The organism is Modestobacter sp. VKM Ac-2978 (genome assembly GCF_026968025.1).
Taxonomy (GTDB): Bacteria; Actinomycetota; Actinomycetes; order Mycobacteriales; family Geodermatophilaceae; genus Modestobacter.
In genome coordinates this window covers 117,871-144,224 of record NZ_JAPVBP010000002.1, presented here as the reverse complement: position 1 = coordinate 144,224, position 26,354 = coordinate 117,871, and the positions used below count along the sequence as shown (strand labels likewise).

Sequence of the window (26,354 nt, the reverse complement as noted above, 5' to 3'; positions counted from 1 at the left end):
GGTCGGTGCAGGAGCCCGGACTGTAGCGGCGGGAGATGGCCCGGAGACCCGATTGCCGGAGCGGACCGGGAGCGGTGGGGCGGGTGTGGCCGGTGGTCCGCCGAGCGGTGCGTAGGGTCGCGACCGTGGCCGACAGCGCAGCGAACAACCTGGTCTGGATCGACTGTGAGATGACCGGGCTCGACCTGGCCAGCGACAAGCTCATCGAGGTCGCGGTCGTGGTCACCGACTCCCAGCTGAACGTGCTCGACGCGGGTCTGGACGTGATCATCCACGCCGAGGACTCCGACCTGGCCGGCATGGCCGACGTGGTCACCGAGATGCACGCCAAGTCCGGGCTCACCGAGGAGGTGCGCGCCTCCACGGTCACCCTCGAGGAGGCCCAGGCCCTGGTGCTCGCCTACGTGAAGCGGTTCGTCCCCGAGCGCCGCACCGCCCCGCTGTGCGGCAACTCGATCGGCACCGACCGCGGCTTCCTCGCCCGGGACATGCCCGAACTCGACGACCACCTGCACTACCGGATGATCGACGTCTCCTCGATCAAGGAGCTCGGCCGCCGCTGGTTCCCCCGGGTCTACTTCGCCCAGCCGCCCAAGGGCCTGGCCCACCGGGCGCTGGCCGACATCCTGGAGTCGATCCGGGAGCTGGCGTACTACCGGCAGACCCTCTTCGTGCCCGAGCCGGGCCCCAGCAGCGACCAGGCCCAGGCGGCGGCCACCGACGTCGTGGCCGCCTTCGCTCCACTGCTCGCGGTCGACACCGAGCCGGCCCCGACCCCGGCCTCGTCGGAGAGCTGACCGCCTCCGGTATCGTGTTCTCGTCCACCGGGTCGGCTCTCGCCAGCCGCCCGGTGTGCATGGTGGGTGTAGCTCAGCTGGTAGAGCGCCAGGTTGTGATCCTGGATGTCGCGGGTTCAAGTCCCGTCACTCACCCCACCCGGAGGCCCTGGTCAGTTCGCTGACCGGGGCCTCCGTCCGTCTCGGCGCCGCCGGCCCGGCCGGCGGCGGATGCTGTGTGGAGCAGTACGCCCGTCCGGTCTCTGTGGGGAGCTCATGTCACCGTCTGTCCTGCCGTCCCGAGCCGCTCGATCCGTCCCCGCAGCCGCCACGGGTCCACGGCGGCGGGTGCTGGTCGGTGCCGCCGCGGCCGGGGCACTGCTCCTCGCCGGGTGCGGCACCGACGCCACTGCCGGAGACCAGGTCGCAGCCGACGGCGAGGCGCACAGCCACGACGAGGGCACCCACGCCTCCCCGGCGGACGTGACCCTCGAGCACGTGCACGGGCTGGGCATCGACCCGGCCGACGACGCCCTGGTCGCCGGGACGCACCACGGGTTGGTGCGCATCTCCCCGGACGGGGAGCTGACCCGGATCGCCGACCGGGTGCAGGACTTCATGGGCTTCACGGTCGTCGGCCCGGAGCGCTACCTGGCCAGCGGCCACCCCGGCGACGGGCAGGAGGGCCCGGCGAACCTGGGCTTGCTCGAGAGCACCGACGGCGGGCAGACCTGGGAGACCCTGTCGCTGGCCGGGGAGGCCGACTTCCACGCACTGGACGCGGCCGACGGCGTCGTCTACGGCTACAGCGGCGGCCGGCTGCTGGTCAGCGAGGACGGCGTCGAGTGGGCCGACCGCGGCCAGCTGCGGCTCGCCGACCTCGCCGCCGACCCGGCTGATCCGCAGCGGGTGCTCGCCACCACCGAAGCCGGTCTGGTGGTGAGCGAGGACGCCGGGGGCACCTTCACCGCCGTCCCGGACGCACCGCTGCTGGTCCTGGTCGACATCGCCGCCGACGGCAGCTCTGCGGTGGGCGTCTCCCCCGACGGAACGGTGTTCGGCAGCGCCGACGGGGGCCGGACCTGGGCCGAGCGCGGCAGCGCCGGGGGCCCGCCGGAGGCGCTGACCGTGGACGGGCAGGACGTCTACGTCGCCGTCGAGGGCGCGGTTCTGGCCTCCACGGACGGCGGGGAGACCTTCACCGAGTGGTACCGGGAGTCCTGACGCCCCTCAGTCGTCGTCGTCGTCCTCGACGAGTTCGCCCTCCCACGCCTCCCGGCCCTCGTGGACGGCGAAGGCCGCGATGACGAAGCCGGCGACCGGGTCGAGCCAGGCGGCGCCGGTGAGCGCGTAGAGCCCCAGCCCGGCGAGGGTGGAGATGCTCAGCAGCACGCAGATCCGGGTCTCGGCCGCGTCGGCGAGGACCAGCGGGTCGCCGCCGAGCGCCAGCCCGACGCGGCGCTTGGCGCGGGCCAGCAGCGGCATGACCACGATGGAGGCGGCCAGCAGGACGAGCCCGACGGTGGAGGTGTTCGGCTCCTCGTCGCCGAGCAGGCTGCGGACACCCTCGATCAGCACGTACGCGGCCAGGACGAAGAAGGTGATCGCCACGGCCTTGAGCGCGCGACGCTCCTTGTCCTCGTCGGTGCTGCCGTGCCGCAGCCGGGCCGCCAGCCGCAGCCCCACGAGGACGGCGGCGAGGGACTCGATGCCGGAGTCGACGCCGAAGCCCACCAGGGACACCAGCCCGGCGAGCAGGCCGGCGGTGATCGCGACGGCACCCTCGGCGACGTTGTAGACCACGGTGAACTGCGCCAGGCGCAGCCCGCGGCGGGTCAGCCGTTCGGTCTCGGCCTCGCTCAGGGCGATCGGCCGGGCGGTCACGCGGAGACCCCCTGGGTGGGCACGGCGGGGGCGAGTCGGCCGATGCCGGGCAGGAAGCGGCCCGTCCTGGCGGCGTAGTCGGTGTAGACCTCGCCGTGCACGGCACGCAGGTACGGCTCCTCGACCGTGCGCACCTGCAGCTCGACCGCCACGACCAAGGCGACCAGCGCCGCCACGCTGACCGGCGAGGGGACCATCAGCGTGACACCCGCCTGCGCGGTGACCATCGCCGCGAAGACCGGGTTGCGGACCTGGGCGAAGACCCCGCCGGTGACCAGTCCGGTGCGCTCGGCCGGGTCGACGCCGATCCGCCATGAATTGCCCATGCCGGTCTGGCCGGCCAGCGTCGCGGGGAACCCGGCCGACGCCAGCACCAGGCCGAGGACCTGGACTGCCACCGGCGGATGAGTGCTGGTCACGCCGAGGACGGCGAGCAGCGGGCCGGCCAGGCCGAGCACCAGCGCGACCACGAACAGCACACCGCCCCACCACCCGGCTCGGGCGGGGGTGCCGGAGATGCCGTGGAAGCCGGCCGAGCCGGTGCGCCGGTGCTGGACCCATGACCGCACGCCGAACAGCACGACCAGTGCGACGACGTAGAGGACGAGCGCAACGACGATCACGACCGGCTCCGCTGGCCGTAGGTGGGACACAGCGCGACGGCGTCGCCGGTGGCGGAGAGCAGCTGCTCGGCCGCGGCGAGCAGCGCCAGCAGCTGAGGGGCGGTCGTCAGCGACCACATCGAGGCACGACCCTGGGGCCGGGAGGTGACCAGCCCGCAGTCGCGCAGGCAGGACAGGTGTGCCGACACCGTCGACTGGGCCAGGCCCAGGTGCTCGGTCAGCTCCACGACCTTGTGCTCGCCGAGGGTCAGGTGCCGCACGATCGCCAGCCGGGCCGGGTCACCCAGGCTGCGGAACATGCACGCCGCCGCAGTGAGCGCGGCGGACTCGTCGACCGCGGGCGCGCCATCTCCCGCCGACGTCACGGCCGCGCCGTCCTCCAGCATCGTCACGCGGCGATGATAGCCACAGCAGACGATGTGGTGGACAGAGTCGCTCAATGGGCGCCGAGCTCGACGAGCAGGACGCCCACCGCGATGAGCGCGATGCCGGCCCCCATCGTCCGGGTGAGCGGGTCGCGGAACGCGAGGTGCGCGAGCACGGCGGTCAACGCGACGCCGCTGGCGACCCAGATGCCGTAGGCCACGCCGACGGCCAGCCCCGCCTTCAGCGCGAGGGTGAGGAAGGAGAAGCAGGCCAGGTACCCCAGGACGATCAGCGGGGCCCAGCGCTTGTCGCGCAGACCGTCGGAGGCGCGCAGCGACATGGTGGCAGCCACCTCGCAGCCGATGGCCGCGGCCAGGAACAGCCAGGTCACCGTCCCTCCCCCATCCGTGCGGGCGACTGCTCGGCGCGCTGCGCGCCGAGCTCCACGAGCAGCACCCCGGCGACGATGACCGCGAAGCCCAGGCCCATCAGCGGGGTCAGCGGCTCACCGAACAGGGAGGCCGCGGCGACGGCGGTGAGCACCACCCCGCTGGCACCCCAGATGCCGTAGGCGACGCCGATGGCCATCCCCTGACGCAGGGCACCGGCCAGGAAGAGGAACGAGGCGACGTAGCCGACGACCACCGGCAGGTACCAGGCGGCCTGCTCGGTGGCCGCGCGCAGCGCGAGGGTCGCGGCGACCTCGACGACGATCGCACCGGTCAGCCACAACCACCGGTTCACGCGGCACTCCTGTCGAAACGGTCTCCCGACTTCCGGTCCGGTCTCACCCGGTCACCTCACCATCCGGCCGCGACCGGCGATCCGGGCGGGGCGGGTGTCGGGGACGGTGCGCGGGGGGATCCTCCCGACCGTGCCCTTCGACTCCCTCGCCCTCGCCGTGCGCCGGGCCACCGACAACACGTGGGAGGTGCTGGCGCCCCTGGTCTACCGCGGTGACCGGGACACCTTCGTCGTCCCACCCGGTTTCCGGACCGACTTCGCCTCGGTGCCCCGCGTCGTGGTGTGGCTCTTCCCGCGCTCCGGGCGCTACACCCCGGCCGCCGTCCTGCACGACTGGCTGACCGACGTCGCGGTGCCCGGCGGGCTGGTCTCCGCCCGGGACGCCGACGGGGTCTTCCGGCGGGTGATGCGCGAGCTCGGAGTACCGCCGCTGCGCCGCTGGCTGATGTGGTGCGGCGTCCGCTGGGGGGCGCTGGTCAACCCGGTGCGGCGGGCGGGCTGGTGGCGCGACGCCCCGCGGGTGCTGGCCCTCTCGGTGCTGGCCGCTCCGGTCGTCGTCCCGCCGGCGGGGGTGATCGCGGTGGCGCTGGCGGTCTACCGGGTCGCCGAGTCGCTGGTCACCCGGCTGACCGCAGGTCGCACGCCGGAACCGGAACCCGACGTGTGGCACTGACCCGGCCGGCGCCGGCCGGGTGCCCGGATGCTCAGGACAGCGCGCTGCCCGCCGTCCACTCCTCCCACGGGATGGCCCAGTCGTAGATGTCGCCGTCGGCGGCGGTCAGCGTGCCGCCGATCGAGTTGACGACCTCGACGACGTCACCGGGCTGGGAGAAGTCGTAGAACCACTTCGCGTTCTCGGTGGCCAGGTTGATGCAGCCGTGGCTCACGTTCCGCGAGCCCTGGTCGGCCAGCGACCACGGGGCGGCGTGCACGAACTCGCCGTTGTTGGAGATGCGCGTCGCGTACTCGACGTCGGTGCGGTAGCCACCGGGTGCGTCGACGGCCAGGCCGAACGTCGAGGAGTCCATGGTGATGTCGGCGAACTTCTCCAGGACGACGTGCGCACCGTTGTGCGTCGGGTTCTCCGCGTCGCCGGCGCTCATCGGGAAGGTCTGCACGAGCTGATCGCCGTCGTGGACGGTCAGGGTGTGGGCCGCGGCGTCGGCGACGGAGACGTGCCGCTCCCCCACGCTGAAGGAGACGGTGCGGTCCTTCTCGCCCCAGACGCCCTCCCCGAAGTCGACCCCGTACAGGTCGGCCTCCAGCGTCACCTCGGTGTCGGCCGGCCAGTAGGTGGAGGGCCGGAAGTGCACCTCGTCGTCGCGCACCCAGTTCCAGACCCCGTCGGTGGGCGTGCTGCTGGTGACGAGGAGGTGGCTCTCCACCGCGGCCTGGTCGGCGACCGGCTCGTCGAAGAAGACCCGGATCGGCATGCCGACACCCACGGTGGTGCCGTCCAGCGGGCCGATGCCCGGGGTGGACAGCGTCTCCGGGGTCACCGTGGTGAAGGTCGAGGTGGCGGTGCTCTCGGCGGCGGCGGCGTTGGCGGCCGTGGCGGTGACCGTGTAGCTCGTGCCGTAGTCCAGCTCGCCCTCCGACGTCCACACGGCGGTGGACGGATCGCCCGCCAGGGGCTCGAGACTGCCGGTCAGCTCGGCGCCGGTGGCGTCCGCGACGGTGACGTCGCCCAGCTCGCCACCGGTGACGGTGACCTCCAGCGGGGTGGTCGGTGGGACGTCGGCGGCCCCGTCGGCCAGGCTCACCGTCACCACGGCGGGCGCGACGGGTGTGGCGGTCGGCGACCCGGCCGCGTCGTCCGGCGCGGCCTCGGACGACGACCCCGAGCAGGCCGCCAGCACGGCGAGCAACGCGGCGATGAGCACTGCAGCGAACCGTCTCGCCTGCTGCGAACCCACGAAGACCTGTCCCCTGTTCCGGTGCGCGCCGACCGGGGCCTTCCCGGCGGGCGTCCGCACCGTCGCCCAGTCTCCACGCTCCTGCTGACAGTTCGTTGTGCGCCGCAACACGTGACGTGGATGACCCGACCCCATCGGACGGTGGAGCCGGATCGGCGTGTAGAGTCCTCTCCTGTTGCCCGACCACGTCGAGCGACACGCGCCATTAGCTCAATTGGCAGAGCAGCTGACTCTTAATCAGCGGGTTCGGGGTTCGAGTCCCTGATGGCGCACACGCACTGCCACGACCAGCGGCGATGTCCACGGACGTCGCCGCTTCGTCGTTTCCTGCAGGCTGGTGTCTCCAGTTCCGTTGCGCGTGGCCCTCTCCGCCGACGCGCGGACGACCCGCCGGCCGGGTCGACGTCGACTCACTCGTGCACCCACAGCTGGACGGACTGCGCGAGGATGCTGACGTGGACCTGACGCTCGTCTGCTCCGACGGCGGCCCCAACTGGCAGGAGGCCGACGACGACGTGGCTGGGTCTCCGACGGCCGACGACCTGATGTCGGTCTTGACGTGAAGTCCCTTGGGCGGCCGACGCCCCCGGGTGCGGAGCTGGTGCCTTGTGGCTGTTGCGGGCGACAGCTTCCTCACTCGGCAGTGCACGAGTTGGGGGGCACCCCTGGGGTGTTCATCTGCCGCCGATGCGCCCTGTGGACATTGACCCGGATCGGCCGTCGTCCCTAGCCCGTCGAGCACCCCCTGCCAGGCCCTCCCCCCAGCTCGATCATCAGAGGACGCCTGCAACAGGCGACACGTCTGGAACGTGGTCGGCTGCGGGCTCCGCGGCCACTGCCGAGGACGGCGTCACCCCTCGCCTGTGCACAGTCCGCCGAGCAGGTCGACGTACCGGGCGTCCGCCAGGCTGAGCTCCGCCAGCTCGTCCGGGGCAACCCAGCGCAGCTCGTCGTGCTCCTCCGGGCAGCAGTTCACCGGCTCACCCGCCCAGTCGCGCACGGACCACACCGCCAACTGCAGGTCCTCGTCGAGCAGCCGCGCGACCGGCTCGGGGTCCACGCCCGCCACCTGCACGCCCACCTCCTCCCGCAGCTCACGGCGGAGCGCGGCAAGCTCGCTCTCGCCGTCCTCCACGTGCCCGCCGGGCAGATCCCACACGTCGGGGTACCAGCGACGACCCGCCGCCCGGTGCCCCAGGAGGACCCGGCCCTCCCGGACGAGCGCCCCGCAGACGACGTGGTGGCGCGCCGGGACGGCCAGCGACATCCGGGGCAGGGAGCGACCCGGTGACGCCGTGCTGGGCGAGAGCCCGATCCGCACCGCGCCGAGGTTCCGGTAGAAGGCCTCGGCGCGTGGGTCGGCGTCGAGCTCCAGCGTGCGCCAGCCGCGGGCTCGGGCGTGCGCCACGGCGTCGGTCACCAGCAGCCGGCCGACGCCGCTGCCGATCGCCCGTGGCTCGACGAACAGGTCGGTCAGCTCTCCCCGCACCGGGTCGTCCGTGGGCGCGAGGCGCCAGAACCCGAGCACCTGGCCGCCGCACTCGGCGACGCGCACGGAGGCACCGTCGCAGTCGGCCGGGTCGACGGTGAGGTGGGCGCGGCAGGCCGCCAGGAAGTCGGCCGGGTAGCCCCAGTACGCCTTGCTGCGCAGAGCCAGCTCGGTGAGGAAGCCGGCCTCGTCCGGCGTTGCCGGGCGCACGACGGTGGACGGAGGCACGGGCGCAGCCTGGCAGGTCCACGCCCTGCGCGTCCCGCCTCGGCCGGGCAGCCGCGCCGACCCGGGGGCAGGGGGACGACGCGACCGGAGGGTGTTCGGCCCGGACGCCGTCCGCGGATGGGAGCGGCCCGGTGGCCGGCGTCTCGACCACCGAGCCTGGGGTCCTCTGTGTGCCGGCACGCAGACGGCCCCTGCTCGGGTTCTGCCCGTGCGCGTCGTGGCCCAACCGGATCGGGGGCAGCGGACGTTCAGCCGGCCGCCGGGCCGTCGACCCGGAACTCCCCCGTGCGGACGAGCGTCTCGGCTATCTCCCGGACCTTGCGGTTGCGCCGCATGGAGACCGCGGCCAGCGCCTGGAACGCCTGGTCGGCGGTGAGCTTGTGCCGCTCCATCAGGATGCCCTTGGCCTGGTCGATCACCGCCCGGGACTCCAGGGCGATCTGCAGGTTCTCCGCCATCTCCCGGGCGCCCTGGTACGCGTACATGTTCCCCACTGCGACCCCGGCATAGGGGGCGAACCGCACCGCGGCCGACCGGGCCTCCTCGTCGAAGGCGTACGGCTTGCGGGCGTAGATGTTGAGGGCGCCCGCCACCTGTTCCTGGACGGGCAGCGGCACCGACAGCGAGCTGCCACTGCCCCGCTGCCAGGCGGCCTGGCCGTAGTCGGGCCAGCGGTCCTCGACGCGCGCGTCGGCGATCTCGACCAGCTCGCCGGTCGAGGCAGCGTGCAGGCAGGGGCCGTAGCCGCGGCCGTACTGGCTCTCGTCCAGGTCCAGGGCGAGCTGGCCGGTGTAGACCGTGGTCGTCGCCTTGTCGTTGACCAGCAGCGAGATCGATGCCTCGATCTCGCCCGGCAGCACCTGCTTGACCAGGTCGGCGACGGCCTGCAGCACCGACTCCATCGAGTGGTCCCGCAGCGCCAGGTTGCCCAGGCGTGCGAGCGCGTCGGTGGCGTCACGGGACAGGGGTCCGTCAGAGATGGACAGGTCGACCTCCGGTCGGTGGAGCACCGGGGATGGCGACCTCGGCGAGGGCCCCGCACTGAGGCCCCGCTCGCGTGCACGCCGCTGTCTGACGCACGTCAGTGCCGCATGACGGCACCGATGACGGCACCGATGACAACGCTACCTGCCGGAGCATGATCGACACCGTTCGCACGCGGCCCGACTCGTTCACCGGCCCCGGCTATGCTCCGGGTGCCACAACGTCACACAGCCGGCGTGCGGCAGCGGGGTCCTCGACCCCGTCCTCGGCGGGTCCTCGGTGGTCTCCCAGGGCCCGTCTCTCCGCCGGCGCATGCTGCTGTCCGGTGCCACCTGCCGCCGGAGTACCACGTTGACTCGCCCCACCCCTGATCCCGACGCCGACCTGGTCCAGCTCGCCTTCGACGAGCTGGGCCGGCTGTCGTTCGCCGAGCACTCCCTGGAGTCGGTGCTGCAGCGGGTCACCGACCTGGCCGCCCGGGTGCTCTCCGGAGACCCCGCGATCTCGGTCACCATCGTCGCCGACGGCCGCTCGTCGACCGTTGCCGCGAGCGACCCCCTCGCCCTCGACCTGGACCTCGTGCAGTACGCGCAGGGCTCCGGGCCCTGCATGGAGGCGGCGACGACGGGTGCGGTGGTCGAGCTGCTGGACACCGCCGCGGAGCAGCGGTGGGGCCCGTTCCCGCAGGCCGCTGCCGAGCGCGGGTGCCGCGGGGTGCTGTCCTTCCCGCTGCCGCCGCAGGAGCTGATCACCGGCGGGCTGAACGTCTACGCGCGCACCTCCCGGCCACTGGACGAGCAGACCCGTCGGACCGCGGCCCGGTTCGCGGCCTACGCCGTGGTCCCGGTGTCGAACATGTACCTCTACGAGACCGCCGTCGGGCGCGCCGAGCACCTGCGCGCGGCCCTGGACTCCCGGGCGGTCATCGACCAGGCCAAGGGCATCCTGATGGAGCGTTACAAGTGGCCGGCCGACCGGGCGTTCTCCGCCCTGGCCGAGCTGTCGATGGAGACCAACCGGAAGGTCCGCGACATCGCCGAGCAGTTCGTGCAGACCGGCGAGCTCCCCTCCGCCTGACCTGCCGGACCTGACCGGTGCGGGCAGGATCGCGGCCATGAGCGAACCGCAGCGCCGCGAGTCGGGACTGACCGTCGAGACCCGAGGGCACGTCCGCGTACTGACCCTCGACCGGCCCGAGCGGCGCAACGCGCTGTCCTCGGCGTTGCAGGCCGACCTGGTCGACGAGCTGCTCGCCTGCGCCGAGGACGCCGACGTCCGGGCCATCGTGCTCACCGGGAACGGGCCGGCCTTCTGCGCCGGGTTCGACCTCAAGGAGATCCGGGAGCGCGACCAGCGCGGGGAGCCCTTCCGGCCACCGATGAACCGCCCCGGGCGCAACCTTTTCGAGGTGCTCGGCGAGACGTACGTGCCGGTGATCGCCGCCCTCGGCGGGCACGCCGTCGCCGGCGGCTTCGAGCTGGCGCTGGCCTGTGACATCAGGATCGCCGCACCCGGGATCAAGCTCGGCCTGCCGGAGGCGACGATCGGCATGGGCGCCAACTACGGGTCCGTCGTGCTGCCCAAGCGCATCCCGACCGGCATCGCGCTGGAGATGCTCTTCACCGGCGAGTACGTCACCAGCGAGGACGCCGCCCGCTGGGGGCTGGTGAACCGCGTCGTCCCGGTCGACGACGTCCTCCCCACGGCCCTGGCCCTCGCCGAGCGGATCGCCGGCAACGCCCCGATCTCGGTGCGCCGGATGAAGGAGACCGCGGTCAAGGGGCTCGAGCTGCCGCTGGCCGCGGCGCTGCGTCTGGACGTCGGACCGAACCCCTACCTGAGCGAGGACCGGCGCGAGGGGATCGCCGCGTACCTGGAGAAGCGGCCGCCGCAGTGGTCCGGCCGGTGAGGGACAGTGGAGGGGTGACCGCACCGTCTGAGAAGCCCGCCGACGCCGGCGCCCGCCGCGCCGACGAGTACCTGCAGCTGCTGGCCGACGGCCGGCCCGAGGACGCCGAGGCGCTCCTCGCCGGGCTGTCCGACGTCCGGGAGCTGGTCTTCCTCGGCGCCGGCCTCACCACCCGGGCCCGCCGCACCGGCCGCACCCTGCCGACGGCGATGCGCGCCCAGTCCAGCGCCCGGCAGGTGCTGCTCGGCCAGCTGCGCGACCGCAACCGGTACGACGTCGACGGGCTGCGCACCTGGCTGCGGGAGGCCGCCGCCGAGGTGCAGACCGTGGAGCGGTTGGCCGAGGCGGCCCGGCAGCGGCTGGGCGACCAGGCGTCCGCCGGCTGAGCCCAGCCGGCAGCGCTCAGCTCGTGGCGCGCAGTGCGCGGGGCAACGTGACCGCCAGCGGCAGCGCCAATGCGAGCAGCACCGCCACGAACACGTAGCTCAGCGACAGCCCGACCTGCGCGGCCACCGCCCCGACGGCCAGCGCGCCGATCGCGGTGCCGGTGTCGTAACAGGCGTTCCACACGGCGCTGACCGTCGTCGTCTGCCCGGCCCCGGCCCGGGCCAGCGCGATCACCAGGGTCAGGTTCTGCACCGCGCCGTAGGCGACGCCCAGGGCGAAGGCCCCGATCAGCACGGCCGCGGCCCCACCGGCGCCCTCGACCCGCAGTCCCAGCGCCACCAGCAGCATCCCGACGACCCCGCTGGCCAGCGTGGCCGGCAGCAGCACCCGCGCCCCCAGCCGGTCGACCAGCACCCCGGCGCCCCACCGGAACAGAGCGGTGCTGACCCCGAAGACCAGCAGCGCCACCACCGCCAGCGCGCCGTCGGGCAGCTCGATCGGCAGGAAGGTGACCAGCCCACCACCGGCCAGGGTCACCCCCAGCAGCACCAGCGACGGCGCCGCTGCGGCCCACACGGCCGCCCGCGACCCACCCGGGGCGGACACCTCCGGCGGGCCGAGCGCCCGCACCAACCCCGGCACGAACACCAGCGCGAGCACCGGCGCGGCCGCCATCGCGGCGACCCACGGGAAGTGGCCGGCCAGGGTGAGCGCCGTCCCGCCGGGCACCGCCGCGAGCGTCGGCACCGAGATCGCCAGCCCGTAGATGCCGATCGACTCACCGCGCCGCTCCGGCGGCACAGCCTGGGCGGCGATCGTCGAGCCGAGCACGGTGAGCACCGCGAACCCCACCCCGCGCACCACCGAGACGACGGCGAACCAGCGCACGTCGTCGGCCAGCAGGTAGAGCGGGGACGGCGCCCCCAGCGCGATCAGCCCGCCGGCCAACACCGGGCCGATGCCCAGCCGGGCGACCAGCGCCGGCACCGCCGTCTGGGCGAGCACGGTGGCCACCAGGAACACCGTGGTCACCGAGCCGGCAGCGGTGAGCCCGGCGCCCAGCGCGGCGGCGTGCGCGGGCAGCGCCGACAGCAGCAGCGAGTAGCTGAGGAACCCGAGGGCGTTGAGCGCGACCAGGGAGCGGACGGCCGGCAGTCGCCACAGCGAGGACCGTCGCCCCGTCGTCGTCACGTCCCGTGCCCCCGTCCCGGTTCCCAACTCCTCCCTCGACTCAATACGGTCGGGGCATGGAAACCACGGACAGCATCCCGGCGACCACCTCGATCGTCGTCATGGGGGTCTCCGGCTCCGGCAAGTCGACCGTCGCGAACGAGCTCGCCCGCCGCCTGCAGTGGGAGTTCATCGAGGGCGACGACCTGCACCCGCCGGAGAACGTCGAGAAGATGCGCAGTGGCACCCCGCTGGACGACGAGGACCGCTGGCCGTGGCTGCGCCGCATGGCCGAGCTGATCGGCGAGCACGAGGCCGCCGGGACGTCGTTCATCCTCACCTGCTCCGCGCTCAAGCGCAGCTACCGCGACCTGCTCTGCGACGGCCACCCCTCGGTGTGGTTCGCGCACGCCGACACCTCCGAGGAGGTGCTCACCGAGCGGCTCGCCGCGCGCAAGGGGCACTACATGCCGCCGACCCTGCTGCGCAGCCAGCTGGACACCCTGCAGCCGCTGGGCGACGACGAGCCGGGCGCGGTGGTGCCCGGGGAGGGCTCGGTGGAGGAGACGGTCGGCCAGATGCTCGCCGAGCTCTGCGACGAGCGGCAGATCCCCCTCCCCCGCTGAGCTGTCGACCATCGGCGAGTGGCTGGCCGGCGCGGGCAGCCACTCGCCGATGATCAACGCTGCGGCTGCTACCCCATGTGCGGGTAGCGGTGGTCGGTCGCCGGGACGAACGTCTCCTTGAGCGACCGGGTGCTGGTCCAGCGCAGCAGGTTCTGCGCCGCGCCGGCCTTGTCGTTGGTGCCCGAGCCGCGGCCACCGCCGAAGGGCTGCTGGCCGACGACGGCGCCGGTGGGCTTGTCGTTGACGTAGAAGTTGCCGGCCGCGTGCCGCAGGAACCGCTGGGCGTGCGCGATCGCCGTCCGGTCCTGGGCGATGACCGCACCGGTCAGCGCGTAGGGCGCCACCGACTCCATCTGCCTCAGCACTGTGTCGTAGTCGGCGTCGTCGTAGACGTGCACCGCCAGCACCGGGCCGAAGTACTCGGTGGTGAAGACGTCGTGCTCGGGGTCGGTGCCCTCGATGACGGTCGGCCGCACGAAGAAGCCCTCGCTGTCATCCGCCGTCCCGCCGGCGACGACGGTGAGCGCGTCGTCGTCCTTCGCCGACTCCAGCACCTTCGACAGCTTGGTGAACGACTTCCGGTCGATGACCGCGCCCATGAAGTTGGAGAAGTCGGTGACGTCGCCCATCGGGATCTCCTCGACGGTGCCGATCAGGTCGTCACGGATCCGGCCCCAGAGGCTGCGCGGCACGTAGGCCCGCGACGCCGCCGAGCACTTCTGGCCCTGGTACTCGAAGGAGCCGCGGATCATCGCGGTGCGCAGCACGTCCGGGTCGGCGGAGGGGTGGGCGACGATGAAGTCCTTGCCGCCGGTCTCCCCCACGATCCGCGGGTAGCCGCGGTAGCCGGCGATGTTCTCCCCCACCGTGCGCCACAGGTGCTGGAACACCGGGGTCGAGCCGGTGAAGTGGATGCCGGCCAGGTCGCGGTCGGCGAGCACCACGTCGGAGACCGCGACCCCGTCGCCCGGCAGCATGTTGATCACACCCGGCGGCAGGCCGGCGGCCTCGAGCAGCCGCATCAGGAAGTGCGCGGCGAACTGCTGGGTGGGGGCCGGCTTCCAGATGACCGTGTTGCCCATCAGGGCCGGCGCGGTGGGCAGGTTGCCGGCGATGGCGGTGAAGTTGAACGGGGTGACCGCGTAGACGAAGCCCTCCAGCGGGCGGTGGTCGACGCGGTTCCAGACGCCCGGGCCGGAGACCGGCTGCTCGGCCAGCACCTGGCGGGCGAAGTGCACGTTGTAGCGCCAGAAGTCGATCAGCTCGCAGGCGGCGTCGATCTCGGCCTGGAACGCCGTCTTGCTCTGCCCGAGCATCGTGGCGGCGTTGAGGGTCTGCCGCCACGGCCCGGCGAGCAGGTCGGCGGCCTTGAGGAACACCGCCGCCCGGTCGTCGAAGGACAGCTCCGACCAGCCGGGGGCGGCGTCCTTGGCGCAGCGCACCGCCTCCTGGGCGTCGGCGGCGGTGGCGGCGGCCGACGTGCCGAGCACCTGGGCGTGCCGGTGCGGGGCGACGACGTCGAAGGCCGCGCCGCCGGCCGTCTTCTGCTGCCCGCCGATGGTGGCGGTCAGCTCGACCGGCGAGGCGGCGAGCTCGGTGAGCCGCTGCTGGAGGGCGGCCCGCTCCGGCGAGCCGGGGGCGTAGTCGCCGACCGGCTCGTTGCGCGGCGCGGGGACCTGGGTGACGGCGTCCATGGGGTGCTCCTCAGGAGACGGGTGGCACCAAAATGGCCATTTTGGTGGGGCGGTTCAGGACTTGGTGGCGAGGGAGCGGAGGAAGAACTGCAGGTTGGCCGGGCGCTCGGCGAGGCGGCGCATGAAGTAGCCGTACCAGTCGCCGCCGTAGGGCACGTAGGCCCGGACGGTGTGCCCCTCGGCGGCGAGGCGGGTCTGCTCGTCGGGGCGGATGCCGTAGAGCATCTGGAACTCGTAGCTGTCGGACGAGCGGCCGGTCTCGGCGACCAGGTCCAGCGTCTGCTGGACGAACCGCGGGTCGTGGGTGCCGGCCATCGGGTAGCCGGGCCCGCGGACCAGCGTCTCCAGGCAGCGGCCGTAAGCGGCGTCGACGTCCGCCTTCTCCTGGTACGCGACCGAGGCCGGCTCGTGGTAGGCCCCCTTGACCAGCCGCACCCGCGACCCGGGGACGGCGAGGGCTCGGGCATCGTCCTCGGTGCGGTGCAGCATCGCCTGGAGCACCGCACCGGTGGCCGGGTGCTCGCGCCGCAGCTCGGCCAGGACGGCGAGGGTGGCGTCGACCGTGCGGGAGTCCTCCATGTCCAGGGTCACCGTGGTGCCCAGCGCCGTGGCGGCCTCGACGACCGGGCGCACCAGCTCCAGCGCCAGGTCGTCCCCACCCACTGGCAGCGCCTGGCCGAAGGCGGACAGCTTCACCGACACCTCGGCGGCCCGGCCCAGGCCCAGCGGCGCCAGGGCCTCGAGCGCGGCCAGGTAGGCATCGCGGGTGCGCCGGGCCTCGCTGCGGTCGGTCACGTCCTCGCCCAGGTGGTCGAGGGTGACCGCCAGGCCGTCGGCGGACAGGGCCTGCACGACCTCGATCGCCTCGGGGAGGGACTCCCCGGCGACGAAGCGCTCGACCACCCGGCGGGTCACGGGCGTGCCGGTGACCACGCGGCGGAGCCCGGGACGGCGGGCGGCGGCGAGGAGTGCCTTCTGGGTGAGCACGGGGGCCTCCGACGGGGCGGTCTGCTGCGTGGTGGTGCGGTGCCCCGAACGCTAGGGACGCCGACCCACCGCGCACCAGCGACAGATGTCCGGACTCGCCGGGGAACCCTCGTACGATCGTCTGAGACGGCGAGAGGAGGTCCCGGTGCGCGACGACCTGCAGGACCTGGTGGACGAGGTGTCCCGTCTGCTCGCCGCCCCGGCGACGCTGGAGGACCGCGACTTCACGATGCTCGCGTTCTGCGCGCACGACGAGCCGGCGAGCACGGCGGCCGGCAGCGCCGGCGCCATGATGGACGCCGTCCGGGCGCGGTCGATCCTCGGTCGGGGCTCGACGGCGGAGGTGCGTCACCGGTTCGAGGAGTTCGGCATCGCCGACGCCCTGGACCCGCTGCGGGTCCCGGCCGACCCGGCGGCCGGCATCTTGACCCGGCTGTGCCTGCCGGTGCGCGCGGGCGGGCGGTTGCAGGGGTACCTCTGGCTGCTCGACGAGGGCCGCACCGACGTCGAGGACCCGGCCGCCCCGGGCCTGGCCGAGGCGGTGGCGCTGGCCGCCGAGGCCGGTCGGCTGCTCGCGGAGGGCCGGCCCGGCACCGCCGACCTGTCGGCGGCGTTGCGCGCTGCACTCACCGGCAACGCCCCCGGGCGGTCGCTGCGGGAGCTGACCGACGCCCTGGGGGGCGACCGGACGACGGTGACGCTGGTGGCGCTGCACCCGGCTCCACCGGGGCTGCCCACCGACTGGACGCCGCCCGGGGCCGGGGCGGTCAGCGCGGTCCTTCCCTCCGGCGGCGGGCCTGCCGCGGCGGTGGCGGTCCTGCTCCCCCTGCCCGGGGACGCCGACGCCCGTCCGGCCGGGGCGCTGAGTGCGGCTGCCCTGGGGCAGTTGCCTGCGGGTAGCACGGCCGGCGTCGCCGCGCCACGGCGCGGCTGCCTGGAGCTGCCCGCCCAGTGGCACGAGGCGCGCACCGCGGCGCGGGTCGCCGCCGTCGACCCCCGGCTCGCCCCGGCGGCGTCCTGGTCCGAGCTCGGCCCGTGGCGGCAGGTGGCCGCGCTGCCCGGACCGGACCCCGCACTGGCCCGCCTGCTGGCCGACCCGGTGCTCACCGGCACCGCCGAGGTGTGGCTGGACTGCGCCGGCAGCCCGCAGCGCGCGGCGGCGCAGCTGTGCATCCACCGCCAGACGCTCTACTACCGGCTCGGCCGGATCTCCGAGCTGACCGGGCTCGACCTCGCCGACGGCGCCGACCGGCTGCTGCTGCACCTGGGCGTGCGTGCGGCGCGGCTCACATCCACGAACCCGGTTCCGGAACTCGCCCGCCGCAACGGTGACCTAAGCTCAACAGGCTGATGACTTCTGCTCGACGAGCGTCTGCCCGGTCCGGGAACGACGCCACGACCGACGGGGACCGCGTGGCCGACGACGCCGACGTGCCGCGCCGCCCGCGAACCGGGGCGCCGGCAGAGCACCAGCCCGTCGAGACGCGGCGGCCCTCCACTCCGGCGACGAACGGGGCCTCCGCATGACGGACCAACTACAGGCCGGTCCCTGGCTGGCGCCGGGTGAGCCCGTCGACCTGAGCAACTGCGAGCGCGAGCCGATCCACGTGCCCGGCAGCATCCAGCCCCGCGGTGTGCTGCTGGCGGTCAGCGAGCCGGACATGGTGGTCCGTCAGGTGTCCCGCAACCTCGCCAACGTCGTCGGCATCGCCTGGGACGACGCCCTGGGGCGTCCCCTCGCCGACGTCGTCGGACTGGCGCCGGCCGAGGCGATCGCGCGGTCGGCCAGCGCGTTCGGCGACCTGCGCGAGCGCAACCCGGTCGAGCTGATCCTGGACTGCGACGGCACCCCCTGCCCGGTCGACGCGATCCTGCACCGGGCGACCCACGCCCCCGACGGCAGCGTCGTCCCCGACGCGGCAGCCGCCCCGCCGCTCAGCGACCAGGCGGTGACCCCCTCGGCCAGCACGCTGGTCATCGAGCTCGAGCCTGCCTTCGGTCCGCGGCCGTTCTCCTTCCCGAACACCTACCAGGCGGTGCGCGGGACGATCGCCGACCTCAACCGGGCCGGCTCGCTGCAGGGCCTCTTCGACATCACCGCCGAGGCGGTACGGGCGCTCACCGGCTTCGACCGGGTGATGGTCTACCGCTACGACGCCGAGTACAACGGCGAGGTCGTCGCCGAGGCGAAGCTCCCCGAGCTCAACTCCTTCCTCGGGCTGCACTACCCCGCCTCGGACGTCCCGGCCCAGGCCCGGGCGCTGTACGAGAAGAGCTGGATCCGGCTGATCTCCGACGTCGACTACACGCCGTCGCCGCTGGAACCGGTCGACCTGCCCGCGACGGGTCAGCCGCTCGACCTCACCTACGCCACGCTGCGCAGCGTCTCGCCGATCCACTGCGAGTACCTGCAGAACATGGGCGTGCGCGCCTCGATGTCCATCTCGCTGATGCGCGGGGAGAAGCTCTGGGGGCTCATCGCCTGTCACCACTACACCGGCCCGCACGCCCCGCCCTATGCCACCAGGGCTGCGGCGGAGTTCCTGGGTTCCGCGCTGTCGCTGCGGCTGGTCGACCGGACCGAGGACGAGGAGCACCGGCGGGCCCTGCGGGTGCGCTCGACGATGGCGTGGCTGACCGCTGCGGCGCTGGACGAGGACCGGCCGCTGGCGGAGACCATGCTCGGCCGCCCGGGTCTGCTCGACGTCGTCCCGGCCTCCTCGGTGGTGGTCAACCTGCAGGGGCACTCCGGCAGCGCCGGCGTCCCACTGTCCCCGGAGACGGCCGGTGTGCTGGCCCGCTGGGCCGGACGGCAGTCCAGCGACGTCGTCAGCACCGATCGGCTGCCCCTGGTCGCGCCCCAGCTGGACGCCCCGGCCGAGTTGGCCTGTGGCGTGCTGGCCCTGCCGCTGCCCGAGGGGCAGTACGTCATCTGGACCCGCGCGGAACAGGTGCACTCGGTCGACTGGGGCGGCGACCCGCACAACAAGGCGATCGCCGAGCGGGAGGGCGACTCCGTGCGGCTCTCGCCGCGCAAGTCCTTCGACCGCTGGCGGGAGACGGTGCGCAACCGCGCCGAGCCCTGGACGCCGGCAGAGCTGGCCGAGGCCGGCGAGCTGCGCAACAACCTGCTGGAGGCGCTGTACGCCCGCTCCCGGCGGGTGGCCCGCACCGCGCTGACCCTGCAGCGCAGCCTGCTGTCCGAGCCACCGAACCCCGACCACCTGGACTTCGCGGTGCGGTACGTACCCGCGGCGCGGGAGGCGCAGGTGGGCGGCGACTGGTACGACGTGTTCCAGCAGCCCGACGGCGCCACGGTGCTGGTGATCGGCGACGTCGTCGGGCACGACACCGAGGCCGCCGCCTGCATGGGCCAGCTGCGCGGGCTGCTGCGCGGCATCACCTACGACAGCGACGACAGCCCCGCCGGTGTGCTCCGGCGACTGGACCGGGCCATGGCCGGTCTGGAGCTGAAGACGATGGCGTCGGTGCTGGTCGCCCGGCTGGAGCAGACCGACGACGAGGTCCAGCGCGGGGTCACCCGGCTGCGCTGGGCCAACGCCGGGCACCTGCCGCCGGTGGTCGCCGGCCCCGACGGGGAGATCGAGGTGTACGACGGCGCCCGCGCAGACCTGCTGCTCGGCGTGGAACCCACGGCCCAGCGCCAGGACCACGTCCGGACCATCCCCCGCGGGTCGACCGTGCTGCTCTACACCGACGGTCTGGTCGAGCGCCGGGACCAGCTGTTCGACACCGGGGTCGAGAGGTTGCGCGAGGAGTTCGGCCGGGTGTGGCAGGCACCGGTCGGCGAGCTGGCCGACCAGCTGCTGGCCCGGATGCTCCCCGACCGCGCGGACGACGACGTCGCGCTCGTCGCCGTGCGGCTCAACCCGCAGGACCGCCCCGCCTGACCGGCACCGGTCAGGCGGGCGGTACCAGGTCCGCGAAGACGACGGTGTTGTCCAGGTAGCTGTCGGCCAGCTCGTCGAACACCCCTCCGCAGGTGATCACCCGCAGTCCGGCGTGGTCGAGGTCGCCGTACACGGCGGCGGTCGGGAAGTCGTCCTTGTCGTACTGCCCGACCTCCCGCACGGCGAACACGGCCGTGCTCCCGTCGGCGCGGGACACGGTGATCTCGTCGCCGGGCACCACGTCGCGCAGCTCGGCGAAGACCCCGGGCGCGCCACCCCAGTCGACGTGGCCCGCCAGCACCGCCGGCCCCCGCTCCCCAGGCGTCGGCGCCCCGGTGTACCAGCCGGCCGGGAAACCGCCGGCCGGCACCTCCATCGTGCCGTCGGCCTGCAGGCCGAGGTCCATCAGCTCCGAGTCCACCCCGATGGCCGGGATCTGCACCCGTACCGGGACGGACGCCGTCAGCACGGCGGGCAGCTCGGGGGTGGCAGCCGAACCGGCCGACGTCGAGGTGGCCGCCGCTCCGGCCGAGGGCGCGGTCGGCGTCCCACCGGCGCAACCGGTCGCCCCGAGGGCGACCAGCGCGGCCAGGCCGACCAGGCGCAGCTGAACCGGTCGCCGGCGTGCTCCGGCCGCGCGGCCGGAGGTCACGGCGTGGTCGACGTCGACCCCTGGGGGGTGCTGCTGCCGTCACCGGTGTCCACGGAGCCGACCGGCACCCGGCCGACCTGGCCGTAGGAGGTGGGTCGTTCCGTCGTGCCGGTCGGCGTCGCGGTGGGTGTGGGGGTACCGGTCGGCGTCGCGGTGGGTGCGGGCGTGTCGGTCGGCGTCGCGGTGGGCGGCGTCGTCGTCGGGGGCGGCGTCGTCGTGGGCGGCGTCGTGGGGGGTGTCGCACAGGCCGGCCGGATGATCGTGTTGCTGTCCAGGGTCACCGCACCGCTGGAGAGCACCGAGCCCTCCAGCGTCGCGCCGGTGTTCATCGTGGTGTCCGTCAGGGTCAGCACGACGCCCCGGAAGACCGAGTTCACGCCCAGCGTGGTCGAGCTGCCGACCTGCCAGAAGACGTTGCACGCCGTCGCCCCGTTGATGAGGTCGACCGACGTGCCCGGTTGGGTGATGAGCGTGGACCCCGCCTGGAACAGGAAGACCGCGTTGGGGTCGCCCTGGCCGTCCAGGACGAGCGGCGTGGGGCCGGCGATGCTGAGCGCCGAGGGCGACGTGTAGATGCCGGGGGTGAGCGTCTGTCCGGCCAGGTCGGCCGAGATGGTGTCACCGGGTCCCTGGCCGGCGGCCGACACCAGGGCGTTGGTCAGGGCGGCGTTCGCGCTGGCGGTGACGCTGTCGTTGCCGTGGTTGGTGCCGGTGAGCGCGATCGAGGTGGTGCCGACCATCGAGGGGTCGGACGCGCCGATGTCCCCGGCGATCACGGTGGGCCCGGTGTTCGAGAACGAGGATCCGGACAACACGGCGAACGGCTCTGCCGTGCCGAGGGGCACGGCGGTCGCCGCTGGCGCTGCCTGGGCACTGCCCGCGGTGACGAGGACGAGGGACGAGGCGGCCACCATCGCGACGCCGCAGAGGGTGGTGCGCCGCACGCTGACCGACCGGAACGGGTCACGACGTGTCCGGCGGGTGGGGCTGGGGAGTGTGCTGGGGACCGACGCCACGTCGGCGCTCCTGTCTCCGACGCGGGGGTCGGACTCGCGGTGCGCTGGGGACGTCATCGGCGTGGGTGCCGATGCTCGAGGTGCCCTCCCCCCCGAACAGTACGGAAGCGTAGTCGTGCAATGACTCTTTGTAGTCCCAATGGGTGACGGACTGACCGGCTCCCTTTGGCACCATCTGCTCAGGCCGCGACGTCGCCCCGCAGCGTGCGGAGCAGCTCTCGCACCGCGCTCGGGCCGGCCCGGTTGGCCCCGATCGTGCTCGCCGAGGGGCCGTAGCCGACCAGGTGCAGCCGGGGTTCGGCGACCACCCGGGTCCCGTCCATCGCGATGCCCCCGCCTGGGGCCCGCAGGTGCAGCGGCGCCAGGTGCTCCAGCGCCGGCCGGAAACCGGTGGCCCACAGGACGACGTCCGCCGGCACGAAGCGACCCGGGTCGCCGTCCCAGACCACCCCGTCGGCGGTGAGCCGGTCGAACACCGGCAGCCGGTCCAGCACCCCCCGGGCCCGGGCGGCGAGCACCGCGTCGGTCTCGACCAACCCGGTCACGCCCACGACGCTGCCCGGGGGCAGCCCGGCGCGCACGCGCTGGTCGACCAGCGCCACCGCGGCCCGGCCGGCGTCCTCGTCGAACCCGACGCTGCGCCAGGCCGGCTCGCGCCGGGTGACCCAGGTGGTGTCGGCGACCGCGCTGATCTCGATCAGCTGTTGCACCGCCGATGTGCCGCCGCCGACGACGACCACGTGCCGGCCGCGGAACTCCTCGGCACCGCGGTAGTCGGCGGCGTGCAGCTGGCGACCACCGAACAGCTCACGCCCGGGGTAGGTCGGCCAGAACGGCCGGGTCCAGGTGCCGGTGGCGTTGACCAGCCCGTGCGCCGTCCACTCCCCTGCGCTGGTGTCCAGCGCGAACCCCTCGGCGGTGCGGCGCACCGACCGGACAGCGACCGGCCGGTGGACGGGCAGGTCGAAGCGCTGCTCGTAGTCGGCGAAGTAGTCGGCGACCACCTGACTGGCCGGTGCCGCCGGGTCGGCAGCGGGCAGGGGCAGGCCGGGCAGCGGGTGGATCCGGTGGGCCGCGTCCAGCCGCAGGGAGGGCCAGCGGTGCTGCCAGGCGCCGCCCGGCCCGGCGTTCCCGTCGAGGAGGGCGGAGTCCGCACCGGCCCGCCGCAGCGCATGCGCCGCCGCCAACCCGGCTTGACCGGCACCGATCACCACCACGTCGTTGTGCACGCCCGGCCGAACACCGCAGAGGCCCGTCGCATGCCACGGTGCCGCCCTGCCCTCTCCTGCGAGGGGTGCGGCGGAGAGGCTCCTCCCTCAGCTGCGGACGGCGGTGAGCAGCCGGGGCCGCAGTGCACCCGAGCCCAGCAGCCGGCCGACCCGGCCGGACTGCTCCTCGGCCTGCGCCCACGCCGGGTGGTCCCCGTGCCGGCGCCGGACCTCGGCGTCGACCGCGTCGGCCCGTCGCTGCCACTCCGGCGGGCTGTCGCCGAGATCGGCATCGGCGGTGCCGGTGACCGCGAAGCCCGCCCCGGCCAGCAGGGCGTCGACCTCCGCGGGGGTCGGGAAGCTGTTGCCCTCCGGCAGCGGCGGCGGCAGCGGCGCCTCAGCCACGAACACCAGCAGCCCGAGCCGGCCGCCGGGCACCAGCACGCGGGCCAGCTCGCCGAGCATCGCCGGCTTCTCCTCGGTGGTGCAGAGCACACCGAGGGTCCAGGCGGCGTCGAAGGAGGCATCGGCGAGCGGCAGTGCCTGGGACAGCGCCACCACCGACGGCAGCCCGAAGAGCGCGCGGCTGGCGTGCACGGCCTCGACCATCGGCTCGGCGCAGACCGCTCGCACCCCCCGGTCGGCGGCCAGCCAGCCGGCCGGCCCGCCGACCCCGGCGCCGGCGTCGAGCACCCGGTCCCCGGCGCGGAGGGCCAGCGCGTCGGCCAGCCAGCGCAGCGCACCCTCGCTGCCGCTGCCCCGGCAGCCGGCCGGCACGGCGTGCTCCGGCCCGAGCGCGCGCACCGCCTCCTCGGTCCAGCCGGCCACCGTGCCGAACTCCGACTCCATCGCCTCGCTGGCGATCTCGCTCACGTGCCCTCCCGGATCCTGGTGGCCACCTCGGCCTTGACTGCTGCGGCCGCTGCCGGTCCGCCGGCCGACGCCAGCCCGGACAGGTTGACCCCCACCACGCCCGGCACGGCGAGCAGGGCCCGCGCCTCCCCGACCGCGGCCTCGATGCCGGCGGCCACAGGGTCGGGGGCGGCGAGCACCCGCTCGACGGCCGCGTCGTCGAGGTGCAGGCCGGGGAAGGCCTGGAGCACCCGCGCGGAGCGCTCGTCGGTGTAGACGGCGACCGAGGCGAGGAACGGGAGGGTCGCCCCCGCCGCCCGGGCGGCGGTGGTGAAGGCGGCGAGCCGGGCCGGGCCGGCCACGTGGTTGAGCACGCACAGCCGGGCGCCGGCGCGCTCCTTCTCGGCGACCCGCTGCGGGCGCAGCGGTACCGGCGGCGCATCCGGTGACTCCGGCACCGCCGCGGTCAGCCCGGCCGCGGCAGCCAGGGCGGCGAGCCGGGTGCCGTCGAGGTCGAACACCGAGCTGACGCCGGGCCGCACGCCCGGGCCGCGGCCGTCGCCGGTCACGCAGAGCACCCCGTCGACGCCCACCGCGGCCAGGCCCGCGAGCTCCTGCTCCAGCACCACGCGGTTGCGGTCCCGGCAGGCCAGCGTCGTCCACGGCCGACCGCCGGCGGCCAGCACCTCCTGGGCCATCAGCGTGGGCGGGAGGTCGGGCCGGTTCTGGTGCTCCCCGACCAGCAGCCCGTCGCTGACCGGCGCCAACGCGGCCACGACCGCCCGCACCGAGGCCGGGTCGAACGGGCGCACCGTCAGGTCGGTGAGGACGACGGGGCCGATCCGGGCCCGGTCCAGCAGGCCACCCGGTGGAGGCAGCGGCGCCGACGGGGTCGGCTCGGTCCAGCGTGGCAACGGCGGGGCCAGGAAGACGCAGGGGTGCGGCGCCAGCTCACAACCCCCGTCGTCGCGCACCCCGCCGCACGGCCCGAAGACCATCCGCTTGGGGCAACCGGGCCGTTCCTCGGCGCGGATGGCGCTCCTCTGCTCCGCTGCGCCCACCCCTGGTCGCTGACCCGGCGCACCCCGGCCGAAACCCTGGGCGCCCGCTGTGTGGCCGCGCAGGCACCGATGTGTCCCGATCACCGTCTTCGGGCACAGGGGGCTCAGTCGGAGAAGACGACGAGGAGGTGACCCGTGACGCAGCGCAACCAAGAGCACCAGACGCCCCAGCACCAGCGGGTCGAGCACCAGGGGTACCGGCACGTGGGGCACGTGCTCCAGCCGGGCAGGGACCTGACCCGGGTCGTGGGCCCGGTGCTCCGGAAGGCCCTGGCCGCCGGGGAGCCGGTGGTGATCGCCTGCCCCGAGAAGGTGGCGAGTGCGCTGGTGACCGCGCTGCGGGAGGCCGGGGACGTACACGTCGCCCCGACCCAGCCGGTCGACGGCCGACCACCGGCCGTCCTCGCGGCGATCACCGGGCTGGTCGACGAGTGCGCCCCGGTGGCTGGCCGCCGCCTGCACCTGGTGACCGGGCCCGGCGGAGCGGACGCCGATCCGGCGATGTGGCTGCAGACTGAGGCCCTGCTGAACCACGTGCTCGCCGAGCGCCCGGTCGAGCACATCTGCCTGCTCGGTCCGCCCGTCGAGGGTCGCCCGGACGTCGACGCCGTCGCCCGGGCGACCCACCCGTGGCTGTTGACCGAGGAGGGCGTCGTCCGCAGCCCGGACTTCCGGGCGCCCGACGAGATCCTCCGCGAGGTGCAGCGGGCCACGATCCCCGATCCGCTGGAGGAGACCGAGCCCACGCTGTCCATGGTCGACCTCGACGACATGCGGGCGCTGCGCCGGGCGCTGAACCGGGTGCTGGCCGACAGCTCCCTGTCCCCGGACGCCGCGCAGGACTTCGTGCTGGCCATAGACGAGGTCACCGCCAACGCCTCCGAGCACGGCGTGCCGCCGGTCGACGTGCGGCTGTGGTGCACGCCGGAGCGGCTGCTGTGCGCGGTCACCGACCGGGGCACCGCCTTCGACGACCCGCTGGTGGGCTACGGACCGGCGCACGGGGACATGGGGGTCGGCGGGATGGGCCTGTGGCTGGCCCGCCGCTCGGTCGACAGCCTGACCGCGTCGCCGGCCGACGACTCCGGCGACGGCTGCACCGTCCGCCTGGTCGTCAACGCCTGCTGACAGCCCCCTCCCGAGGCTCGCCCGCGCTCGCACGGGCGAGCCTCGTGAGGGGGCTGCGCAGCGCGGCCGTCGCGGTCACCCGGCGACGGGGAGCAGCCCGGCGGCCTCGATGAGGCGGGCCTGCTCGCGACACCAGGGCGACCACGCGTCGTACTGCTGGGTCTCCTGGCGGTCGCGGAAGGTGGCCCAGTCCAGCACCTCCCACTCCCCCACCTCGGTGGGCTCGGGTGCCGGCGTGCCGGTGAACCGGCCGACGTAGACCGGGCAGATCTCGTTCTCCACGACGCCCCGGAACTCGGCCCGGTAGCGGTAGGAGGGCAGCGCCGGGCGCAGGTCGGCCACGTCGAGCCCGAGCTCGAAGCGGGCGCGTCGGGCGATCGCCTGCAGGTCGTCCTCACCCGGCCCCGGGTGCCCGCAGACCGTGTTGGTCCACATCCCCGGGAAGGTGGCCTTGTCCTCCGCTCTGCGGGTGACCAGCAGCCGGCCGTCGTCGGCGAAGAGGTAGGCGGAGAACGCGCGGTGCAACGGCGTCTCGCCGGTGTGCACCAGCGGCTTCGGCATGGTGCCGATCTCCGCCCCGTCCTCGTCGACCAGCACGATCAGCTCTGCCGTCGGGGATGCCACCACACCCCCATGATCCCCGACGCGGGTCCATCGCGCGCAGAGGACCGTCGATCAAGATCGACTCGGACGGGTGAGAGGGCGTCGTCACGCACAGCGATCATCTGCACACTCGTCGGCGT

Annotated in this window: 27 protein-coding genes and 2 tRNA genes; 12 read left to right on the top strand and 17 right to left on the bottom strand. The window is 74.2% G+C overall.

Annotated elements, in window-relative coordinates:
- The first annotated feature begins 125 nt into the window (after positions 1-125).
- From orn to O2W53_RS04545, 3 genes are all read left to right on the top strand, one after another.
- Positions 126-797: an oligoribonuclease gene (orn, locus tag O2W53_RS04555; protein ID WP_269161844.1), complete on the top strand. Its 672-nt coding sequence runs from the start codon at positions 126-128 to the stop codon at positions 795-797.
- Positions 798-859: 62 nt separating this feature from the next.
- Positions 860-935, top strand: a tRNA-His gene (locus O2W53_RS04550).
- A 189-nt stretch (positions 936-1,124) separates the two neighbouring features.
- Positions 1,125-2,000, top strand: coding sequence for a F510_1955 family glycosylhydrolase (locus O2W53_RS04545; RefSeq protein WP_269161843.1), 876 nt, complete (start codon positions 1,125-1,127; stop codon positions 1,998-2,000).
- A 6-nt stretch (positions 2,001-2,006) separates the two neighbouring features.
- On the opposite strand, the gene O2W53_RS04540 is transcribed toward O2W53_RS04545, so the two are convergent.
- The 5 genes from O2W53_RS04540 to O2W53_RS04520 are packed head-to-tail and all read right to left on the bottom strand — an operon-like array spanning position 2,007 to position 4,393.
- The gene (locus tag O2W53_RS04540) at positions 2,007-2,660 is read right to left on the bottom strand and encodes a cation diffusion facilitator family transporter (RefSeq protein WP_269161842.1); all 654 of its coding nucleotides are present in this window, start codon (positions 2,658-2,660) and stop codon (positions 2,007-2,009) included.
- Complete coding sequence (locus tag O2W53_RS04535) at positions 2,657-3,283, bottom strand: methyltransferase family protein (protein ID WP_269161841.1); 627 nt, start codon at positions 3,281-3,283, stop codon at positions 2,657-2,659. Before O2W53_RS04535 ends, O2W53_RS04540 begins: the two co-directional genes overlap by 4 nt.
- On the bottom strand, positions 3,280-3,669 hold the full coding sequence (locus O2W53_RS04530; RefSeq protein WP_269162372.1) for an ArsR/SmtB family transcription factor: 390 nt from the start codon (positions 3,667-3,669) through the stop codon (positions 3,280-3,282). The genes O2W53_RS04535 and O2W53_RS04530 overlap by 4 nt, the downstream gene beginning before the upstream one ends.
- A 50-nt stretch (positions 3,670-3,719) precedes the next feature.
- Positions 3,720-4,040, bottom strand: a complete 321-nt coding sequence (locus O2W53_RS04525) for a DMT family transporter (RefSeq protein ID WP_269161840.1) — start codon at positions 4,038-4,040, stop codon at positions 3,720-3,722.
- The gene (locus O2W53_RS04520) at positions 4,037-4,393 is read right to left on the bottom strand and encodes a DMT family transporter (RefSeq protein ID WP_269161839.1); all 357 of its coding nucleotides are present in this window, start codon (positions 4,391-4,393) and stop codon (positions 4,037-4,039) included. Before O2W53_RS04520 ends, O2W53_RS04525 begins: the two co-directional genes overlap by 4 nt.
- A gap of 130 nt (positions 4,394-4,523) precedes the next feature.
- Between O2W53_RS04520 and O2W53_RS04515 the strand changes: the two genes are divergently transcribed.
- Positions 4,524-5,066, top strand: a complete 543-nt coding sequence (locus O2W53_RS04515) for a DUF1353 domain-containing protein (RefSeq protein WP_269161838.1) — start codon at positions 4,524-4,526, stop codon at positions 5,064-5,066.
- Between the two features lie 31 nt (positions 5,067-5,097).
- On the opposite strand, the gene O2W53_RS04510 is transcribed toward O2W53_RS04515, so the two are convergent.
- Positions 5,098-6,276 carry a L,D-transpeptidase gene (locus O2W53_RS04510; RefSeq protein WP_269161837.1) on the bottom strand — a complete coding sequence of 393 codons (1,179 nt, stop codon included), beginning with the start codon at positions 6,274-6,276 and terminating at the stop codon, positions 5,098-5,100.
- A gap of 232 nt (positions 6,277-6,508) precedes the next feature.
- On the opposite strand from O2W53_RS04510, the gene O2W53_RS04505 reads away from it, so the two are divergent.
- A tRNA-Lys gene (locus tag O2W53_RS04505) sits at positions 6,509-6,581 on the top strand.
- A gap of 578 nt (positions 6,582-7,159) precedes the next feature.
- Here the strand turns inward: O2W53_RS04505 and O2W53_RS04500 are convergent.
- Positions 7,160-8,026: a GNAT family N-acetyltransferase gene (locus tag O2W53_RS04500; protein WP_269161836.1), complete on the bottom strand. Its 867-nt coding sequence runs from the start codon at positions 8,024-8,026 to the stop codon at positions 7,160-7,162.
- A gap of 248 nt (positions 8,027-8,274) precedes the next feature.
- Positions 8,275-9,036 carry an ANTAR domain-containing protein gene (locus tag O2W53_RS04495; protein ID WP_442929268.1) on the bottom strand — a complete coding sequence of 254 codons (762 nt, stop codon included), beginning with the start codon at positions 9,034-9,036 and terminating at the stop codon, positions 8,275-8,277.
- 325 nt (positions 9,037-9,361) lie between these two features.
- Between O2W53_RS04495 and O2W53_RS04490 the strand changes: the two genes are divergently transcribed.
- Genes O2W53_RS04490 through O2W53_RS04480 form a run of 3 tightly spaced genes read left to right on the top strand, consistent with a single transcriptional unit; the run spans position 9,362 to position 11,305 of the window.
- Positions 9,362-10,087: a GAF and ANTAR domain-containing protein gene (locus tag O2W53_RS04490; protein WP_269161835.1), complete on the top strand. Its 726-nt coding sequence runs from the start codon at positions 9,362-9,364 to the stop codon at positions 10,085-10,087.
- Between the two features lie 37 nt (positions 10,088-10,124).
- Positions 10,125-10,919 carry an enoyl-CoA hydratase/isomerase family protein gene (locus O2W53_RS04485; protein WP_269161834.1) on the top strand — a complete coding sequence of 265 codons (795 nt, stop codon included), beginning with the start codon at positions 10,125-10,127 and terminating at the stop codon, positions 10,917-10,919.
- Positions 10,920-10,933: 14 nt separating this feature from the next.
- Entirely contained in the window at positions 10,934-11,305 is a 372-nt protein-coding gene (locus O2W53_RS04480) for a hypothetical protein (protein ID WP_269161833.1), read from the top strand.
- Between the two features lie 16 nt (positions 11,306-11,321).
- Here the strand turns inward: O2W53_RS04480 and O2W53_RS04475 are convergent, their stop codons facing one another.
- Positions 11,322-12,497: an MFS transporter gene (locus O2W53_RS04475; RefSeq protein ID WP_269161832.1), complete on the bottom strand. Its 1,176-nt coding sequence runs from the start codon at positions 12,495-12,497 to the stop codon at positions 11,322-11,324.
- Positions 12,498-12,553: 56 nt separating this feature from the next.
- Between O2W53_RS04475 and O2W53_RS04470 the strand changes: the two genes are divergently transcribed.
- The gene (locus O2W53_RS04470) at positions 12,554-13,102 is read left to right on the top strand and encodes a gluconokinase (protein ID WP_269161831.1); all 549 of its coding nucleotides are present in this window, start codon (positions 12,554-12,556) and stop codon (positions 13,100-13,102) included.
- Positions 13,103-13,170: 68 nt separating this feature from the next.
- On the opposite strand, the gene pruA is transcribed toward O2W53_RS04470, so the two are convergent.
- Complete coding sequence (pruA, locus tag O2W53_RS04465) at positions 13,171-14,796, bottom strand: L-glutamate gamma-semialdehyde dehydrogenase (protein ID WP_269161830.1); 1,626 nt, start codon at positions 14,794-14,796, stop codon at positions 13,171-13,173.
- Positions 14,797-14,850: 54 nt separating this feature from the next.
- Positions 14,851-15,783, bottom strand: coding sequence for a proline dehydrogenase family protein (locus O2W53_RS04460; RefSeq protein WP_269161829.1), 933 nt, complete (start codon positions 15,781-15,783; stop codon positions 14,851-14,853).
- A 145-nt stretch (positions 15,784-15,928) separates the two neighbouring features.
- On the opposite strand from O2W53_RS04460, the gene O2W53_RS04455 reads away from it, so the two are divergent.
- Both O2W53_RS04455 and O2W53_RS04450 read left to right on the top strand, forming a co-directional pair.
- Positions 15,929-17,134, top strand: coding sequence for a PucR family transcriptional regulator (locus tag O2W53_RS04455; RefSeq protein ID WP_269161828.1), 1,206 nt, complete (start codon positions 15,929-15,931; stop codon positions 17,132-17,134).
- Between the two features lie 172 nt (positions 17,135-17,306).
- On the top strand, positions 17,307-19,694 hold the full coding sequence (locus O2W53_RS04450) for a SpoIIE family protein phosphatase (protein WP_269161827.1): 2,388 nt from the start codon (positions 17,307-17,309) through the stop codon (positions 19,692-19,694).
- A gap of 10 nt (positions 19,695-19,704) precedes the next feature.
- Here the strand turns inward: O2W53_RS04450 and O2W53_RS04445 are convergent, their stop codons facing one another.
- The 5 genes from O2W53_RS04445 to O2W53_RS04425 all read right to left on the bottom strand — a co-directional run bounded on the left by O2W53_RS04445 (position 19,705) and on the right by O2W53_RS04425 (position 24,483).
- A complete protein-coding gene (locus O2W53_RS04445; protein ID WP_269161826.1) occupies positions 19,705-20,346 on the bottom strand; it encodes a class F sortase in 642 nt (213 codons plus the stop codon).
- Positions 20,343-21,290: an ice-binding family protein gene (locus O2W53_RS04440; protein ID WP_269161825.1), complete on the bottom strand. Its 948-nt coding sequence runs from the start codon at positions 21,288-21,290 to the stop codon at positions 20,343-20,345. Before O2W53_RS04440 ends, O2W53_RS04445 begins: the two co-directional genes overlap by 4 nt.
- Positions 21,291-21,541: 251 nt before the next feature.
- Positions 21,542-22,591, bottom strand: coding sequence for an NAD(P)-binding domain-containing protein (locus O2W53_RS04435; protein ID WP_269161824.1), 1,050 nt, complete (start codon positions 22,589-22,591; stop codon positions 21,542-21,544).
- 87 nt (positions 22,592-22,678) lie between these two features.
- Entirely contained in the window at positions 22,679-23,443 is a 765-nt protein-coding gene (locus O2W53_RS04430; RefSeq protein ID WP_269161823.1) for a class I SAM-dependent methyltransferase, read from the bottom strand.
- Positions 23,440-24,483, bottom strand: coding sequence for a methylenetetrahydrofolate reductase C-terminal domain-containing protein (locus tag O2W53_RS04425; RefSeq protein ID WP_269161822.1), 1,044 nt, complete (start codon positions 24,481-24,483; stop codon positions 23,440-23,442). The genes O2W53_RS04430 and O2W53_RS04425 overlap by 4 nt, the downstream gene beginning before the upstream one ends.
- Before the next feature lie 135 nt (positions 24,484-24,618).
- On the opposite strand from O2W53_RS04425, the gene O2W53_RS04420 reads away from it, so the two are divergent.
- Positions 24,619-25,611, top strand: a complete 993-nt coding sequence (locus O2W53_RS04420; protein ID WP_269161821.1) for an ATP-binding protein — start codon at positions 24,619-24,621, stop codon at positions 25,609-25,611.
- 75 nt (positions 25,612-25,686) lie between these two features.
- On the opposite strand, the gene idi is transcribed toward O2W53_RS04420, so the two are convergent.
- Entirely contained in the window at positions 25,687-26,238 is a 552-nt protein-coding gene (gene idi / locus O2W53_RS04415; protein ID WP_269161820.1) for an isopentenyl-diphosphate Delta-isomerase, read from the bottom strand.
- Positions 26,239-26,354 lie beyond the last annotated feature (116 nt).

Coding starts and splice junctions, on each gene's coding strand:
- O2W53_RS04450 (WP_269161827.1), top strand. CDS start 17,307: ATGACGGACCAACTACAGGCCGGTCCCTGGCTGGCGCCGGGTGAGCCC.
- O2W53_RS04485 (WP_269161834.1), top strand. CDS start 10,125: ATGAGCGAACCGCAGCGCCGCGAGTCGGGACTGACCGTCGAGACCCGA.
- O2W53_RS04530 (WP_269162372.1), bottom strand. CDS start 3,669: ATGCTGGAGGACGGCGCGGCCGTGACGTCGGCGGGAGATGGCGCGCCC.
- pruA (WP_269161830.1), bottom strand. CDS start 14,796: ATGGACGCCGTCACCCAGGTCCCCGCGCCGCGCAACGAGCCGGTCGGC.
- O2W53_RS04470 (WP_269161831.1), top strand. CDS start 12,554: ATGGAAACCACGGACAGCATCCCGGCGACCACCTCGATCGTCGTCATG.